We start from the raw sequence: 17,617 nt of genomic DNA, 5'->3' as shown, positions 1-17,617 counted from the left end.
TTGTGGCTGGAGCCCAGGGCGGCATCAGGCCGGCGGCGCGCCGAAGCGGATGCGGAAGCGGCGGTTCTCCTTGCCCTTTTTCTCGATCTTGCCGATGTGGATATCGCCGACCTCCTGGGTCTCCGAGACGTGGGTGCCGCCGCAGGGCTGGGTGTCGACCGCGCCGTCCTCGCCGATGCAGACGAGGCGGATGCGGCCGAGCCCACGCGGCGGCTTGACGTTGGCCGATTTGACGAGGCCTGGATTGGCGTCGAGTTCGGCATCGGTGATCCAGCGGGTGAAGATCGGATGGTTGGCGGTCACGATCGCCATCATCTTGTCGGTGAGTTCGGTCTTGTCGGCGCTGGCTTCGGACAGATCGAAATCGACGCGGCTTTCGTCTTCGCCGACCGCGGCGCCGGTGATCGGATAGGGCAGCACGACCGAGAGGATATGGCAGGCGGTGTGCATGCGCATCAGCTTGTAGCGGCGCTTCCAGTCGATATGGAGAACGAGGGTCTCGCCGATCGCCGGCGCCGGCTGACCGGCCTCTGGCAGATGAACGATGTCTGCCTTGGTCTCGCCGGTGATGGTCGCGTCGATCTTGATGAGTGTTCCGTCGGCGCGCTCGAAATGTCCGGTATCGCCCGGCTGGCCGCCCGAGGTGGCATAAAACACCGTCCGATCGAGGACAATCCCGCCATCGTCGCGAAGCCCGGTGACAGTCGCCTCGACGGTGGAGAGATAGGCGTCGTCGCGAAACAGCGCTTCGGTCATTCGACCGGCTCGAAGGGCACGTCGAATTCCGGCTTGCGGCCGATCCAGCCAGGGATCGGCAGCCCTTTTTCCTTCAGGAAGGCGGGATTGAACATCTTCGACTGGTAGCGATTGCCGTAGTCGCAGAGGATCGTCACGATGGTGTGGCCGGGGCCGAGATCCTTGGCCATGCGGATGGCGCCGGCGATGTTGATGCCGGAGGAGCCGCCAAGGCAGAGACCCTCTTCCTCGACCAGAGCGAAGACGATCTTCAGCGCTTCCTCGTCGGGGATCTGATAGGCGAAGTCCGGCTCGAATCCTTCGAGATTGGCGGTGATGCGGCCCTGGCCGATGCCCTCGGTGATCGAGCTGCCTTCGGATTTCAGCGCCCCGCTCGTATAATAGCTGTAGAGCGCCGCGCCCATCGGATCGGCGATGCCGATCTTGATCCGGCCGGAATGGCGCTTCAGGCCCATCGCCGTGCCGGCCAGCGTGCCGCCGGTGCCGACGGCGCAGATGAAGCCGTCGATGTCGCCGCCGCTCTGGTGCCAGATCTCTTCGGCCGTCGTCACGACGTGACCGTCGCGATTGGCGGTGTTGTCGAACTGATTGGCCCAGATCGCGCCCGCCGGATGGGTCTTGGCGAGCTGGTCGGCGAGACGGCCGGAGAGCTTCACATAATTATTGGGATTTTTGTAAGGGACCGCCGGCACCTCGATCAGTTCAGCGCCCATCAGACGCAGGGCGTCCTTCTTTTCTTCGCTCTGGGTCTTGGGGATGACGATGACCGTCTGATAACCGAGCGCCTTGGCGACCAGCGACAGGCCGATGCCAGTGTTGCCGGCGGTGCCCTCGACGATCAGCCCGCCCGGCGCGAGCAGGCCCTTTTCCTCCGCGTCGCGGATGATGAACAGGCCGGCGCGATCCTTCACCGACTGGCCGGGATTGAGGAACTCCGCCTTGCCGTAGATCTCGCACCCGGTCTCCTCCGACGCGCGATTGAGGCGGATGAGCGGCGTGTTGCCGATGGCATCGAGGACGGAATTGAGGCGCAAGGTCATGGAATCGATCGCAAGGAGAACGGCAGATGCTCCGCAAATTATGGGCGGGCGGCAGCGAAGGCAAGGACGAGAGACGGCCTGTCGAGCGCCATGACGCGACATGGGTCCTTCACTGGCTCAGACCGTCGCGGGACTCGCCCGACCGTTCCATCGATGCATTGCAAGCTTGGTCGTCCGCCGGCGACCGGGGGACGATCAGATACGGGTCCAGACCTGCGTCTTGCAGAAGATCTTCAGAGCGCAGCCGGTCAGCTTCAGCTGGGTCGCGCTGACGCGGGCTGTCCCGGAATAGGTGCGATTGTCACGGGGATCGGTGACCTCACCGGCATATTCGCCGCCGGTGCCGGACATGCGGCCGACTGATTTGCCCTTGTGCTCGCCGGAAATCACCGTCGCGCAATAGCCGCCGCCGCAGGTGCTCACCCGGACGATGCCCCCGCCGGGCGCGCGCCACTTGCCAAGGATCGGTTCGGCTGAAACGGCCGGCACGGCTAGGGTGGCGGCAAGAGCGGCGGCAAGAACGAATGTCTTCATCAATTCGGTCCTTTTCGGTCGGTTGGGCACGATCTGTCCTGACCCTTGACCTTTCTGCCAGACTGCAGAGCGATGCCGGTCGAAACGCAAAAGACGGCGCGGCGGCGAAGGGAATTCGTCGTGGAACCGGCGCTCAATCACTCGAGCGCGACGTCGGTGATGACGCCTGGCGATTCACGTCCCTGTATTGGCCGGCCATTGATCTGATCGATGTGGCGATTTGGTGATCAGGAGAGATCTTTGTTGGCTTATATAAAAACCTTATTCCCCTACGGAATTTTTCTCCCGGAAACGTGAATGACGAGCTGCAATGACGCGTGTTCATGGGGTCTTGTTTCAGGACAATTCCAGGAGTGGTCAGAATTTGTTGACCATTTCGCCGATAGTTATTTTTAATTTCGGATTCATTTCAAATTTTAAGCGACGCTTCAAAACAAGATGCGACGATCCTTCCCATAAGAAAACAAAACGGGACAGGGATCATGGCACACATCGACATACAAGGGTTTCTGGCGAGCGTCGAAAATGGCGGCGCCTATGTCGAGGCCGATCTGTTGGTGGATCTCGGCATGCGCGCCGCGCTGGGGCGGGACGGCGGCGTCGACCTCGTCAGCGCCCACATGTATTTCAACCTCGCGGACCGCAAGGGTGCGGCCGGCGCCGCGGTCTATCGTCAGGACGTGGCGCAACAGATGACCAGGGCCGAGATCGTGCAAGCGCTGAAAGCCGCGCGCCACTGGCTGAGCCTGCATTGAGCGGTTGCTCGTGCCGGAGGCGGCGCCTGCGAGGCGCGCGCGCCGCCCGTCTCAGGTGACCTTCGGTCGCCCGACCTGATCGATCGCGGCCAGCAGTGCGTCTTCGAAAAGGGCCAGATCGGCCGGCCGTCCGGCCGAGACGCGGATCATCCGATCGAGGGGTGCGACACCCGGCATGCGGATGAACACGCCGCGTTTCAGAACGGCCGACAGCAACGCTCGGGCATAGTCGCCGTCGCCGCCGCAATCGATCGCGACGAAATTGGTCGCGGACGGCAGTGGCGTCATATTCGCGCGCCGGGCGATCGCGGCCAACCTGTCGCGCGCGTCCGCGATCTTGGTCGTCACCGCTTCGAGATAGGCTTGATCCTCAAGCGCCGCGAGTGCGCCCGCCTGGGCGATGCGTGAGACGCCGAAATGATTGCGGACCTTGTCGAACTGGACGATCGCATCTGGCTCGCCGACGACGTAGGCGACGCGCACGCCGGCCATGCCATAGGCTTTGGAGAAGGTGCGAAAGCGCAGCAGATTGGGCCGCATCCGGTCGATCGGCGGCAGAGCACTTGGCGGCGCGAGGTCGCTATAGGCTTCGTCGAGGACGAGAATCGTCTCCTCGGGCGTCTCGGCGATCAGCCGCTCGATCACCGCGGCGTCGTGGACGCTTCCGGTCGGATTGTCCGGATTGGCGAAATAAAGAAGTTTTGGGCGAAGGGCTTTGGCCCGCGCGATCAGCGCCTCCGGATCCTCGTGATCGTCGGATCGGTACGGCACGAAGTCCAGCGTCCCGCCATGGCCGGCGACGTGATAGTTGAAGGTCGGATAGGCGCCGAGCGAGGTGACGACGGTGTCGCCCGGCTCGACCGTTAGCTGGACCAAAAGTCCGAGCAGGCCGTCGATGCCTTCGCCGATGGCGATGTTGGCTCGGTCGATGCCGTGATGCTCGGCAAGCGCGCTTTTCAGGGCATACTGCTCCGGATCACCGTAGGCCCAGCTCTCGGCCGCAGCCTTCGCCATCGCGTCGAGAACCTTCGGGGACGGGCCGAAGACGCTTTCATTGGCGCCGAGGCGGGCTTTGAAGCGTATCCCCATCTGGCGTTCGAGGGCTTCCGGGCCGACGAAAGGCACGGTGGCGGGCAGCGAGCGGGCAAGGTCGGTAAAGAGCGGCATGGCGGGGTCCGATGAGCGGGCAGCGTTATTCGGCGATCAGCGTCAGCCCGGCGGCAAAACGCCCGCCATTGGCCCGGTAATGGCGCGCCGACTGCCGCAACGCCTCCGCGGCGGTCTCGTCGAGGCTGCGGATCGCCTTGGCGGGGGCGCCGACGATCAGCGCATTCGGCTCGAAGGTCTTGTTCTCGGTGACGAGCGCGTTGGCCCCGACGATCGAATTCGCCCCGATCGCCGCGCCGTTGAGGATCGTCGCGCCCATGCCGATGAGGACGTTGTCCGCCACGTGGCAGCCATGGACGATCGCGCTGTGGCCGATGGTGCAGCCAGCGCCGATCGTCAGCGGTGAGCCCATGTCGCTGTGCAGGACGGCGTTATCCTGGATGTTGGTCGCTTCGCCGATCTCGATCCATTCGTTGTCGCCGCGGATGACGGCGCCGAACCAGACGCTGACGCCGGCGCCAAGCCGCACCCGGCCGATCACCTGGGCATTCGGGGCGATGAACGCGCCCGCGGCGATTTCGGGGCGATCGTCCCCCAACTGATAGACCGGCATTGTCGTCCTCCCTAACATCCTTGCCGCGATCATTGCGCGGAGGAAGCCTTAAGGGTCAAGCCGCCGGTTGATCTTCGGCGCGAAGGATCGCCGCGATCAGCGAGAATGCCGTTGAAAAGATTGAGGCTGGCCCTTGCCTGCCGCGTGATGGAAAGGCACGGTCCGGCGCAATGACGCTTTCATGGGCCGAAAAGACGCGATGATCCGGCTTCTCCACACCGCCGACTGGCAGATCGGCAAGCCGTTCGGCGGGTTCGACGAAGAGCGGCGCGTGGAACTCAAGAGCGCCCGTTTCGCCGCGGTCGGCACCATCGCGGCGCTCGCCCGTGATCGCCGCGTCGACGCCATCCTCGTTGCGGGCGACGCCTTCGACGACAACACCGTCGCCGAGCGGGACGTCAATCGCGTGCTCGATCAGATGAAGGCGTTCGGCGGCCTTTGGGTGTTTCTGCCGGGCAATCACGACGCGGCAATCACCGGCAGTGTCTGGGAGCGCGTCCGCGCCCTCGGTGCCCGTCGCGGGCTGCAAAATCTCATCATCGCCGACGAGCCGGAGCCTCTCGCCCTGCTTGATGGCCGGCTCTTCGTCTTGCCGGCACCGCTTATGCGGCGCCAGGAGGGCGCGGATTTGACCGGCTGGTTCGACGCCGCCGAAACGCCCGCCGGCGCGATCCGGGTCGGACTGGCCCATGGCGCGCTGGAGAACCGGTTGCCCGAGGCCGCCGAGGCCGGCAATCCGATCGCCGAAACCCGCGCCCTGACCGCCCATCTCGATTATCTCGCGCTTGGCGACTGGCACGGCTTTCTCGCCGAGATTGCCCCGAGGACCGCTTATGCCGGGACGCCGGAGCCCGACCGCTATCCGGCGAACGCCCCCGGATTCGTCGCCCTGGTCGAGATCGATGGCCCGGGGGAAGCGCCGCGCATCGAGCGCGTGCCGGTTGCCCGTTATAATTGGGTAGCCCGCAGCGAGCGGCTCGACGGCGCAGTCGACGGCCTGGAGGCCGTTTTGGCGGGCTTTGAAGAGCCGGGCCATACCCTCCTCAAGCTGACGCTTACCGGCGCATTGCCGTTACGCGAACGGGTGCGGCTCGACGAAATCCTGGCCGAATGGCGCGAGCGCTTCTTTATTCTCGATCTTCGCGACGACGATCTGTTCGACGAGCCCGACGACGACGATCTCGACCGCATCGATCTGTCGGGCTTCGTGCGCACGGCGATCGAAACTTTGCGGGCCAAGGCGGATGATCCTGCAGACCCAGAACGCGAGGCGGCGCGGCTGGCGATCCGCATGGCCTATGTCGAACATCGCCGCGTGGCCGGGACGGAGCGCTGACGAGCCATGTATTTGAAGTCGCTCGCTGTCCGTGAGTTCGCCAATCTCGACGATGCGTCATTGGAGGGGCTTGATCCCGGGCTGAATGTTGTCGTCGGCGACAATGAGGCCGGCAAGTCGACGCTTTTGAAGGCGCTGCGGGCGGCGTTTTTCCAAAAATTCCGAGGTCGGGGGGAAACCGTGGAGGCGTTCCTGCCCTATGGTGGCGAGGGGCGGCCGACGGTTTGTGTCGCCTTCTCGCTGGCCGGAACGGATTATCGTCTCGCCAAGAGTTTCTGGACCCGCCCGTCGGCCGAACTCGATGGCCCTTGGCCGAAGCCCGTGACCGGCGACGCGGTCGAGGAAAAACTTGCCGCGCTGCTCGGCTTCACCCATCCGGGGCGCGGCGATTCCAAGCTCACCGAGCATCAGGGCGCCTTCGGTGTGCTGTGGGTCGAGCAAGGGCGCTCCAACGCCGGTCTCGATATCGGGGCCGGGCGCGACGCGGTCACCGCCTCTTTGGAAGGCGAGGTCGGCACCATTCTTGGCGGCGAGCGAGGCCGTGCGCTGATCGGCGCTGCCAAGGCGCTGAACGACCGGCACTTTACCGCCACCGGCCGGATTGCCGGAAATGCGCCGTTGAAGGCGATCGACGACGAGCTTGGCGCTGCGCGCCAGGAGCTTGATGAAAAGCGCGCCGCCTTCGCCGATCTGGACCAGAAGCTGAAGCGGCTGGACGATCGGCGCCGCGCGCTCAAAGGCTATGAAGAGGCCGGGACGGTTGAGAAGGCTGGCGAGGCCCTGCGTGCGGCCGAAACGGCGGTGCGGCGGGCGGAAGACCGCGACCGGGAATGGCAAGCCGCGGAGGGCGCGCTGCGACAGGCCGAGGCGATCCGTCTGGCCGCCCTCGACGCGCTGCGCCGGCGCGACGCGCTGTTGCGCGAGGTTGAGGAAACGCGGACGGCCTATGCGGCGGCGGCGGCCGAGCATGCGACGATCGATGCCGCGGCGCGCGAGGCGGTGGCTGCGGTGAGCCGCGCCAGAGCGGCCCGCGAGGTGACCCGGCATGCGTTGAAACAGGCGGAGTCGCGCCACGAGATCGATCGCATGCAGATCGCACTCACGCGTGACCAGGCGGAGTTCCGGCGATTGACCGACACCGTTGCCGCGGCCGAAGCGCTGAGTGAAGAGATCCGTGCTCTCAGCGGGCAGCGCGATGCGATCGCGATGGATGATAAGACGCTCAGCGCTTTGGACGAGGCCGAGCGTCAGCTCCGCGATTGCGAAATCCGGCTTCAGGTTGCCGCGCCCGCCGTGACGTTTGAGCCGGACGGCGCTGGTGGTGTCATCGGGCCGGACGGAAAAGCCGTAACGCCCGGCCACAGCGAGCGGGTCGTCACCCCGAGCCGCTTTCAGCTTGATGGCTTTGGCGCGGTGCTCGTCGAGCCGGGCGGCGGCGCGGCCAATCTCGACGCCGCCAAGCAGCGCGCGGAAGACGCCCGCGATGCGCTGCTCAAGCAGGCCGGCGCAGCCAGCCTGGACGCAGCGCGGCTTTTATTGACCAAACGCCAGACTCTTCACGGTGACCTCAATCTGCTTGCCGCTCGCCGTGATGCGATCGTGCCGCATGGACTGGATGCCGAGCGCGCGCGCCGCGATGCGGCAGAGGCGGCGGTCCGGCGACTCGAGGCCGCGCTTGCCTCGGCGCGGGGCGAGGCGAAGGCCGAGCTGTCGCTGCAGAACAATGATGTCGATGGCGATGGGGACGCGCGTCTCGCCGCATTGGACAAGGCGCGCCGCGCGGCCGAAGCTGCCGATCGCGCCTTGGCCGCCGCCCAGAGCGAAAGCGAGGCCATGACGCTCAGCCGGGTCGCGGCCGAAAGCGAGTGCCATCATTTGCAGATGCGGCTTGAGCGCCTGGCGGAAGAGAGCGCCGAGACTCAGCGTGCCGCCTCTCGCGCGCGGCTGCAGGACCGTCTTGCCGACGCCGACGCCGATTGCGAGGCCAAGCGTGCGCGCGTCGCGCGCCACCGCGCCGACCATGACGCGGAAGGGCCCGAGGCGGCAAAAGCCCGTCGTCAGGCGGCAGAAAAGACGCTCCGGCAAATCAGCGAGACAGTCCGGCAATTGCGCGAGGACTGCCTCGGTCTTGAGGGCGAAGTGCGGGTTGTCGGCGGCAGCGGCATCGGCGAGGCGGTGCAGCGTCTAAAGGAGTCGATCGCCGATCTCGAACGCTGGCGGGCTCGTGTCGCCCTCGAAGCCGACGCCGCGCGACTTCTCTATACCACGCTGGTCGAGGCCCAGCGGGCCGCGCGCGAGCATTGGCTGGGACCGATCAAGACCCGTGTCGCCCCCTATCTGAAGCTCCTCCATCCGAACAGCGATGTCGATCTCGACGAAGAGACACTCGAACTGAAGGCTCTGCGTCGGGCCGGCATTGCAGAGCGCTTCGAGCGCCTGTCCGCGGGCGCACGCGAGCAGGTGGCGGTCGTCACCCGTTTGGCCTTGGCGCAGGTGTTGAAGCAAGGTGGTCATCCGGCAACGGTCATTCTCGATGACGCCTTGGTCAACACCGACGAGATCCGGCTCGATCGCATGCATGCCGTCCTGCGCGAGGCGGCCCGCGATCTACAGGTGATCGTGTTGACCTGCCGCGAACGCGACTTTCGCGACCTCGGCGCGCCGATGTTCCGCTTGTGAACGGCCGCGGCGGCTCGCGGCATCGAGGCGAGAATAACTCTTGATTGGTGATTCTCGCCTGATTCGCCGCTGCGTCGTCGATTGGGATCGGCGTATGAGCGCTCCGGCGCCGCTTCCGAAACCGACTGTCGCAAGCCCGGCGAAAGCTTCGACGCTCGACCGCGTCGTGATGCAAGGACCTCGGGGTCTGGGATGTGGCGGCAAACGGGCGCGCCCCGCGGCGCCTGAGCCCCAAAATCGCAGGCGGAACGGTCGAAATCAGCGCGAAACCGGCCGTTGGTTACCGGCTGGTGAACGAAAAAGTGGCATCCTCGCAACAGGGGTGTGTCCAAAGCGTCTCAAGAGGGCAAGTGTGGCAGTTATGCGATTGCATCGATTCCCGGTGTGGATATTGTCGCCTTCAGAAAGATCGCGGGGGCAGACGGCTTCGGACTTTCGCAGAGGGGATGGGGCAGGGAAGGACGCCCTTCAACAAAGGCCCAACCCTTACCTATAAAATTGACTGGAGGTCAGGACATGAACATCAAGAGCCTTCTTCTCGGCTCCGCTGCGGCCCTCGCCGCAGTTTCCGGCGCCCGCGCTGCGGACGTCATCGTGCCGGTCGCGCCGGAACCCGCCAACTACGTCAAGGTTTGCGACGTCTACGGCACCGGCTTTTACTACATCCCCGGCACCGAGACCTGCTTGTCGGTCAGCGGTTACGTTCGTTACAAGATCAGCGCTTTCGGCAAGATCGAGGACGACTTCGGTAACCAGTTCCTGGCTAACGAGAACGGCAACAACTACCAGGTTCTCTCGCAGGTTCGCGCTCGTCTGAACTTCGACGCCCGTGAAGAGACCGAGTACGGCACGCTGCGTGCTTTCGCTCGCGTTCAGGCGACCAACACGTTCGGTGCTAACTCGAACAACGCCGGCTACTCGATGGACCAGGCCTACATCCAGTTGGGTGGTCTGACCATGGGTTACCTGGACAGCCTCTGGACCACGGAAGACGGCGTGCTGACTGACACCGACCTCGCTGTTGGTGACTTCAAGACGAACCGCATCTCCTACACCTATGCTGCGAACGGTCTGTCGGCCTCGCTGTCGGTCGAAGACGACGGCAATGCCAACTGGACCCCGAACGTCGTCGGCCTCGTCAAGTACGAAGGCGGCTGGGGTGCGGCTTACCTCGCTGCCTCTTATGACGAGAAGCAGGATACCTTCCAGCTCGCTTCGGCTAACTCGATCGGCGTTCAGGGCAAGGACGACGCTTTCGCTCTGAAGGCTGGCGTGACCCTGAAGGATCTGATTGCGACCGACTCGCAGTTCAAGGTTGAGGGCAGCTACGCTTTCGATCCTTCGGTCTACTCGCAGATCAGCCTGTTCGACGGCACCACGGTCAGCCCGAACATCGGCGCCAACGTTTACGCTGTGCCGAGCCTGTTCGACACGCTGCCGGTTAAGTGGCAGGCTGGTGCTGGCTACGCTCAGCAGTTCGGCAAGCTCGGTGTTGCGGTTTCCGGCGCCTATGGCCAGACCTTCGACATCTACGGTGCGAACGTCAATCTCGGCAAGGGCAAGTACTACGAGCTCGTCGGCAACGTCGGCTACGAGATCACCAAGAACTTCGACATGCTGACGGAAATTCGCTACAAGAACCTCAAGTTCGACTCGGCGAACACCGCTCTTCTCCCGAACGACAAGCTCGACCAGCTGTCCGGCTTCGTTCAGTTCGTCCGCTCCTTCTAATCGAAGCAGCAACGACACAACGATCTGATGAAAGGGCCTGGCGCGATGCGCCGGGCCCTTTCTCCGTTTACGGGCTTTCATGTCAGGTTCTCGCTGTCGGGAGCGGCGCTGCGGAGATCAAACTTGGCGATCTGGAGGAGAGCGAGGGTGGCAGACGGGCCGGGTCCGAGGATCGGGTACCCCAGCGGAGCTGAGCGCTTCGGGCGCGTCGGCCGGTCAGGGATCTGATCTGTCGCTGTCGCTGTCGCCGTCGTCTAGGCTGGCGGCCCTGTTGTCCTGCAAAAACCGGTCGGGCGGATGGTTGCCATCCGGCCGGCGCGGGAATTGCTGCCCAGACACCTCTTGAACCGCCGCCTCGTCCACGAACGCTCGTCCACGAGCCGTCAACGCCTGATACGTCCGCCTCTTGATCGTGACGGCCGTCGACCAAAGAATGAATGGTGGCGGTTCAGGCGCTCAGGTGACCCGGTGCGCTGGCTACGACGCGATGCGTTTTGTCCGGTCGAGACGGAGCATCCTTGCTTCATCGAAAACGCTGACAACTTGGTCCAGCAATCGCGCGACGGTATAGTCTTCAGCCAGTTTTTTCTGGGCGCGATGAACCTGCGCGTAACGAACCTCCGGCTGCAGCAGCATCTCGAACGCCGCAAGCCACTCGTGAGGAGCCTCTGCCAGGATGCCGCAGCCGTCGGCGCAACATCCGTCATAGACCGTGCCGCGACTGGCAATCACCGCCGTGCCGATGGAGGTGTATTCGACCCATTTCGTATTCGCCTTCATCATGTTGAAGGGAATCGGCTTCAGCGGGCAGATGCCAACATCCCACTCTCTCTTGGCGAATTCTTCCAAAAAGTTCTCATAATTGCGGATCGGTGGCGATGTCTGGATTTGATCGCCAAATTCCAACAGCTCGGGCGGGCAGGGGATTGAGCCGAAAAGCTCGAAAATCACACTGGGATGGCGGCGCAGCAACTGAATGACGGCCGGCAGGATCATTGCGAGATTTTGGGCATGGTCGGCGCTTGCCATGTAGCCGATCCGCTGTGGCTGCCGTAGCGTGGCAGGGGCGATAATCTGCCCTGGGCAATAAATTTCGCCGGCTCTGATGGGCGTTCGTATGCCCAGCGCAATCAGCTGACTTTTGAGCTTCTCGGTCGAGCAATAGACAAGGTCGCTGCTTTCCATTGCCCGCCGCAGCGATTGCAATCGTTCGGGAGCGTTATGGATCTGCGCCTTCTTCTCCCCAATTGAGGCCGGCACGTTTAAAAGATCATCATCGATGTGATAAACTGACGGAATATTATTTTGACTTGCATAATTAATGAAGAGGTCTTCGTGCGGCCCGCCATATCGGCAGAACAAAATGATATCCGGTGAAAAAGAACTGATTTCTTCAGCGAGCCAATCTCGGATTTCGTCTTGGCTCTTTCCTTTCTTGGCGAGCTGAGCCATGTCGGCTTCGGTGACGATTTGATAAGAAAACAGCTCTGAGCCGTCGCGGGTCGCAAACGGTTTGACGAAACTCAATTGCAGCGTTGGCAGAAAATTCGGCGCGGCAATCAACACTCGCTGACGTGAGACACGTCTTGTGAGAGCTTTCAGAAGGCTTTTCGCGCCGGCAAAAGCGGATCTGCCATTTCGGGAAACCAGGCGCGGCAGTGTCGTCTGACCCGCGGCGCTGTGGTTATCCAAAATATGGATGCTGACGGATCGCTCTTCCAGTTGAGGGCGGAGAGAGGCCAAGCGTTTGCGCGGGCCGCACGCGATATCGACGTCGCCCAAGTCGTCCGGCTGGAACCGGATCGTCTTATCTCCCTCCGGAGCCTCCAGGTAGACTGCGAGGGGAATGTCATTGTCTTGCGCGGCACGAACGCTGGCCTCAAAGGCAAGACGGTCAACCGCCGGCTCGGACGTGATCAGACTTTTCGCGCCTGTCATCGCCAGTCTCGTATTGAGCCATGCTGCCAAGACGTCTGGCGTCAGGCGTGATCCAAAGGACCGGCGAACGGGGGATAGCGACGCGATTTCGAGGGATGCATCGCCGTCGCGAAGAATGTCTCTCGGAATCGCTTCGGCGAGCAGGGCTTCCATTTCGGGGCGCTTGTGCGAGATGACGGCGAGGATCGGACGCTCCGCTCGGTCCACTTTATGCTGTGCTTGTGCAGCAGTCGCGGCTGCGCGAAACACCGCTTTGAAGCGCTCCCGGACGCCAGACGCATCAAGGGCGAAGTCATATTTTTTCAAAAAATCGTCTTGGATCTTTAAAAAAGTCTCTGGCGATCTGATCGCGTCTCGGGCGAATTGAATCCAATCTTCGCTTGTCGTGACGGTGGTCAGGCCGGCATAGACGCTCGCGTCCATCGCGGCGTTCTTATCGACCCAGACCGCCACGGGAATTCGCGCCAGAACCATATCGAAGATGACAGACGACGCCGCCGATATACCATAGGCATATTGGCGTAAGTCGACTTTATACATTGGCGCGTTGTTGATCGACGTATTTTTCGGCAGTTGAAGATTATTCTTGACGGTAAACTGGCCAGCCGGATGGGGTCGAAGAGCGACGTTTCTGCCGTCCTCTGCCACCCGTCTGCAGAAGTTTTGAAAATTCTCCACGAAGTCGCCAACCGCTCCGGCATTCGCTTTAAAGCGTGTCGAATGGAGATTTTCGCAGACAAGCCCTGTCGATGAGCGCTTGGGGACAGCGTTCGGGAGATTGAGGAGCGATCCAGGGCCGGTCACGAACAGCTTTGGGCGCTGGGAGGGCAGCATCGACCGCTGATATTGGGGATCAAGCCAACTGCAGACGATATTGGCTGAAAATCGGATATGTGTGCCATGCGCCTCGTCGTGCTCGCGGCTATGAAGAAACCCAACGCCCTCAAAGCCGTGCTGCAGCGTCAGCGATGTAAAGCCTGGCGGCAGGGCGCGAAAGAGGTCATGGGTTTCGCGATGGGCGGCGAGGTTTGATTCGCTTGCCGCTACAACAATTCCCGACTTTCCGCTGAGAACGCTGGCCGCTTCGAAAATCGTGTCGAAGATATAAACTTTCGCATGGCATCGCGAAGCGAGCTCGAAGATTTCGTTCAGCCACCGCCCGGTTCCGTCGGCAATGGTAAATCGACGCGATAACAAAAAGCCAACATTGAGATTGAGATCATGATGCGCGAGCGTCGCCAGCGGCCAGATCACGTTGACATCTTGAATCAGATTGATTGCAAAGAAGGCGAACTTGTCACCCATCACGTCCTCCGAGATGCCGCGTTTCCGATCACGGCGAAAGGAAAAACAAGCCTTTCATCGGTGATGCACTGGATGCCAGGAATGATGGTTTCCAGGATGTGAGCCACACGATCCATGACCGTCGCGTAACCCGACATCATCGTAATGACACTCTGCGGCATTGTCGGCTCGACCGGCGAGATTGCCGACAGTGCGTTGGGAAGGGTCACCGGGCGATACCTCGCACCGTTGATCTGCCGAACGGAACCAACCGACGCCGCAAATCTCGGCGCCATGCGCAGCAGGGCTTTTTCAGACACCCATGCGTCGAGCTGCAGACCATTTGGATTTATCTTGGTAACGATATCGGTTGTCCATTTGTTATGAAAATATGGACCGGAAACAGTGAGGGCCTGCAATTTTGCGGAGAAATCACGGACTTGAATATCCGATTTTTGACCATGTATAATCGCAAAATGTTGGGAAATTGAATTAGGTTTATCTTCGGTGTTTTCAGAAATTTTTGCCAAAAATGCGAGAAGATGACTTGCTTCCTCAGGTGCGCTGCCCACTTGCTTCAGAAGTCCAGAGAATTCCGCACTCGTGTCTGAGCGCAATCGCAGGCGATTGACGGCCAAGTCATCGAGAAAATCGAGTTCGTCACGATAGATGAACGAAGCGATCCGTTCGTAGAGGGGATATCCGGCTGATAGAACCTGCGTTCCAGCGCAAAGTGACGTCAAAGCGCGATTGAGCGATTTGGTTCGAGAAAATGCCTGCCCGCTTGTGGGAAGGAAACTCACAAGACTATCGTGAAGAATGCGCTCTTCCGCGTCGAGCGACCATTCGTCGAGAGAATATCGGAACGGTAAGCGGTTGAGCCGGGCGAGCGTGTCCGCGGAAAGCGCTCTGGCGTTGGTTCTGATGGCCAAGCGAACCGAATAGCCGCGCGTTTCGAGGCGCGAAAGGCGACGGCTGAACGCCAAAAGATCTGAAAGACCAACCGCAAAATGGGAATTGTCGCCGACGCCAAACCAGCACACGTCAATTTCACGCGTCGACAGTGATCTCTCGACTTTGCGATCAACGATCGCCGCGATCTGATCTGCCGAATCGCTGGCAGCAGGATCGTTCATCACCAGTGTCGGCACGCCGGGGGCGACCTGCTGCGCGACGACCTCCATTCTGGGTGTGCAACATAAGATGAAATTCAGATCGCCACGGATTTCCGCGAGCCACTTTCGAAACCGGAGCAGTCGGCTGTCATCGCTTTGGCTGAAATAGTCGTCGAAGAGATCGATGCCGACGATCTTGTTCGCAGAACGCAATTGCGCTGCCAGGATTTGGCTCCGCGCATCAAAGCATTTGCTGATCAGATAGACGTCGTCGTCGGCGTATTCCTGGCCCGCGATATCGTCCAGTGTCCGAATGCGCAGTTCGCTGCCGTTCAGGGCGACGAATTCGGCAATTCTCTCGTAGCGAATCCGAACCCCGGCCTGTCGGCGTGAGGCTTCGGTGGGAATGACAACAGCAATTTTCATCCGTGCAACTTCTGCAAGCCGGCCGCGAGCGGGAATTGTTCTGATCGACACACCGCATTGTCGATCCATGACGGAGCGGGCAAGGTGGGTTCGATAAACAGGCCGGCGGAAATTCCGGTGGTGCAAAGATGGGCGAGACCGCGGGCCGATGCCTGCCGCGAATATCCGTCGGGACCCGTGAGGCCGTTGCGCAGATTTTCGCAACTCTTTGCCAGGGGCATGGCGATCGCCTGAAGAAACGGAGAATTCTGGCCGACGGGATAGGTCGTCTTCTCGAAGACATCGAGGCAGTGAAGCGGGGCCGTCGTCTCATCCTCGCCGTTGGGGGGCGATAAGGGGAAGAACCCGGCGGAGTGGAAAACGACTTCAAGCTCGTTCTTCAAAGTACCCTCTCGCACGAGCATACATCCGGCCGAGCCGACATCGGGCTGCGCGGCCAAGGCCACCAGCGCCTCCAGAGTTCTGTGATCGTGGAGCACGATGTTTCGGCTCATGACGACCAGATAATCGCCTGACGCGACCGCCAGCGCCTTTTCATAGGCCGATGCGGCGTCGCGTCCGGGCTGACTTTCGAAGACGATGCTTCGATTGGGAAACAAGGGTCCCAAGACATGTTCGACCGCGCTGCAATCGGCGGCATGATCGTCCGACAATTCCACGAGAACCTGGAGCTCATCGGCATTGGTTTGCCGGCTGAGAGAGCCCAGCGTCTGATTGAGGCCGATCGCCGGCGCGTCCGAATCGAGAACGAGAACGGTGACCTTTGGCGAATGGCCGGCGTCGATCCCGGGCAAAATCGCGGAAACGTCCGGCGAGACCGGCATCAAAAGATTGATTTTCTCGCCAAGTCGCTCTCGATCCACGAACTTGATTGCGCATGGGGTCGGCTGTTCGTGTGTCTCGGGCTGCCGGGGATTGCTTAAAAGGCGAGGAAAGTGGTTTTGCCCGCCGATCGGCTGCAGCCGTTCAAGATCGGCCGCGATGGCCGGCAGCGCGACGCGCCACATCGGAAATGCCGTGTCTTGCTCCGCGACCAGGAAATCCACGCCGCGTGACGGGTGACGCGAGCCGGTTGCGAGCAGCGCTTGAAGCGTCGGGATCGTGCGTGGCGGCAAGAGCAGCGTTTCGAGCGATCGCTCATCCGTTGCTTCCGGTGCAGGCTGCAGCTTGCGACCGGCCTCAAAAATTGGGGAATAGGTAATTTTCAGCGTCGGGCAAAGCCAATCCAGCCAGGCGGTCAAGTCTGGATTGAATATCGCATCCTCGTCGCCCGTCCATCGCGTGAAGACCTCGATTTCACCGAGCGCAGGATCGTGTTCGCCATGATGCTGTCCAATCAGAGCGAGGGTCAGCTGATATGACAATGCGCGAAGACTTGCATGAAAAGTCGCGTCGCCCGCGAACGCGCAGAGTTCTGCGTAATGGAGCCCGTTTCGGCACAGCGATGGGAATGGAATAATCCCGCTATCGATAATCTCGCCCTCGGGATCTTTCGCAACAATGAGCAACGGAAAATACGGATTGTGAAGAGGGATGTCGACGAAGCCCATTTCTTTTCGGTCGATGTCCCGACTCAGCAGGTGCAGCGTTTCATTCGAAGCGGAATCGTATTGATAAAAATGCCATGTGCTGACCGACTGCTGGCCCTTGTTGCGATCGATCCGGACGCGCAGGCTTCGATCGTGATGATACCAAGCATCTTGAATGGAAATTGTCCGATGCTCTGCATCGAAGACAATGAAGCCGGAATTGTTGATAATCGTCGGACTGAACGTCGACTCAGAAAAATAATGGTCGAAATCTTGCAAAACGGATTGCGGACCATGGATTTTAAGAAACAGGATCACGCCATCAGATGATTGAAGTTCTGAGCGGGCGCCCATTTTTTCTGATAAAATATTGGTCGAAATGGCGTTTGATGAGCGTGATTTGATCGTGAGGAATTTCGAAAGCATACGCCTTACATCAACCGCGTCTTTTTGCATTCCCGTTCTCTTCCTGCCAATGGCGTCGCAAGTGGTCGTCCCAAGTCCCATGGCGCAAGGTTCAGCGAATGACGCCTCCTCAATGACGAATCGCGGAACGCAGCTTGACCCTCAACCGCATCATTTTTTCGGCTATCCGATGGCGCCCTTCAAAATTTCCGGTCTCAGCGCGCGGTGAGGCGCGGCGGGCTCCACGTCTGCTTGAAAACCAATGTCCACTTGAAAGCCAACCGCGAACAATTCAAGCAATGACGTGAATTTTTCTTGCAGCTATGCGATGATAGGCAAGAAAATCTATAGTCTTCAGCGCTTATATTG

At 61.2% G+C, this 17,617-nt stretch carries 12 protein-coding genes; 4 read left to right on the top strand and 8 right to left on the bottom strand.

Translation table 11 applies throughout. From position 1 onward, the window contains the following. Positions 1 to 24: 24 nt before the first annotated feature. The 3 genes from J1C48_RS02315 to J1C48_RS02305 form a co-directional block, all read right to left on the bottom strand. Positions 25 to 756, bottom strand: coding sequence for an alanyl-tRNA editing protein (locus tag J1C48_RS02315; protein ID WP_207256023.1), 732 nt, complete (start codon positions 754 to 756; stop codon positions 25 to 27). After that, positions 753 to 1,796, bottom strand: coding sequence for a cysteine synthase A (locus J1C48_RS02310; RefSeq protein WP_207256022.1), 1,044 nt, complete (start codon positions 1,794 to 1,796; stop codon positions 753 to 755). Before J1C48_RS02310 ends, J1C48_RS02315 begins: the two co-directional genes overlap by 4 nt. Before the next feature lie 195 nt (positions 1,797 to 1,991). Further along, positions 1,992 to 2,330 carry a DUF2147 domain-containing protein gene (locus tag J1C48_RS02305; RefSeq protein ID WP_207256021.1) on the bottom strand — a complete coding sequence of 113 codons (339 nt, stop codon included), beginning with the start codon at positions 2,328 to 2,330 and terminating at the stop codon, positions 1,992 to 1,994. A 482-nt stretch (positions 2,331 to 2,812) separates the two neighbouring features. Here J1C48_RS02305 and J1C48_RS02300 point away from each other — a divergent pair, with 482 nt between their 5' ends. Next, positions 2,813 to 3,085 carry a hypothetical protein gene (locus tag J1C48_RS02300; RefSeq protein ID WP_231081528.1) on the top strand — a complete coding sequence of 91 codons (273 nt, stop codon included), beginning with the start codon at positions 2,813 to 2,815 and terminating at the stop codon, positions 3,083 to 3,085. Positions 3,086 to 3,136: 51 nt separating this feature from the next. Here J1C48_RS02300 and J1C48_RS02295 read toward each other — a convergent pair whose 3' ends face one another. Both J1C48_RS02295 and J1C48_RS02290 read right to left on the bottom strand, forming a co-directional pair. After that, positions 3,137 to 4,252 carry a pyridoxal phosphate-dependent aminotransferase gene (locus J1C48_RS02295; RefSeq protein WP_207256020.1) on the bottom strand — a complete coding sequence of 372 codons (1,116 nt, stop codon included), beginning with the start codon at positions 4,250 to 4,252 and terminating at the stop codon, positions 3,137 to 3,139. A gap of 25 nt (positions 4,253 to 4,277) precedes the next feature. Next, complete coding sequence (locus tag J1C48_RS02290; protein WP_207256019.1) at positions 4,278 to 4,805, bottom strand: gamma carbonic anhydrase family protein; 528 nt, start codon at positions 4,803 to 4,805, stop codon at positions 4,278 to 4,280. Between the two features lie 181 nt (positions 4,806 to 4,986). Here J1C48_RS02290 and J1C48_RS02285 point away from each other — a divergent pair, with 181 nt between their 5' ends. From J1C48_RS02285 to J1C48_RS02275, 3 genes are all read left to right on the top strand, one after another. Continuing rightward, positions 4,987 to 6,141 (top strand): metallophosphoesterase family protein, encoded by a 1,155-nt coding sequence (locus J1C48_RS02285; RefSeq protein WP_207256018.1) that lies wholly within the window; start codon positions 4,987 to 4,989, stop codon positions 6,139 to 6,141. Between the two features lie 6 nt (positions 6,142 to 6,147). Next, on the top strand, positions 6,148 to 8,820 hold the full coding sequence (locus tag J1C48_RS02280) for an ATP-binding protein (RefSeq protein WP_207256017.1): 2,673 nt from the start codon (positions 6,148 to 6,150) through the stop codon (positions 8,818 to 8,820). A 516-nt stretch (positions 8,821 to 9,336) separates the two neighbouring features. After that, positions 9,337 to 10,551, top strand: a complete 1,215-nt coding sequence (locus J1C48_RS02275) for a porin (protein ID WP_207256016.1) — start codon at positions 9,337 to 9,339, stop codon at positions 10,549 to 10,551. A gap of 477 nt (positions 10,552 to 11,028) precedes the next feature. On the opposite strand, the gene J1C48_RS02270 is transcribed toward J1C48_RS02275, so the two are convergent. Genes J1C48_RS02270 through J1C48_RS02260 form a run of 3 tightly spaced genes read right to left on the bottom strand, consistent with a single transcriptional unit; the run spans position 11,029 to position 17,299 of the window. Then, complete coding sequence (locus J1C48_RS02270; protein ID WP_207256015.1) at positions 11,029 to 13,794, bottom strand: glycosyltransferase family protein; 2,766 nt, start codon at positions 13,792 to 13,794, stop codon at positions 11,029 to 11,031. Beyond that, positions 13,794 to 15,314, bottom strand: a complete 1,521-nt coding sequence (locus tag J1C48_RS02265) for a hypothetical protein (protein WP_207256014.1) — start codon at positions 15,312 to 15,314, stop codon at positions 13,794 to 13,796. The genes J1C48_RS02270 and J1C48_RS02265 overlap by 1 nt, the downstream gene beginning before the upstream one ends. Further along, positions 15,311 to 17,299, bottom strand: a complete 1,989-nt coding sequence (locus J1C48_RS02260) for a glycosyltransferase family 2 protein (protein WP_207256013.1) — start codon at positions 17,297 to 17,299, stop codon at positions 15,311 to 15,313. Before J1C48_RS02260 ends, J1C48_RS02265 begins: the two co-directional genes overlap by 4 nt. Between the last annotated feature and the right edge of the window lie 318 nt (positions 17,300 to 17,617).

This window comes from Jiella flava, assembly GCF_017349315.1.
In the GTDB taxonomy this organism is placed as follows: domain Bacteria; phylum Pseudomonadota; class Alphaproteobacteria; order Rhizobiales; family Rhizobiaceae; genus Jiella; species Jiella flava.
Note: the sequence above shows the minus strand (reverse complement) of the source record. Positions and strands in the feature narration are given on the sequence as shown.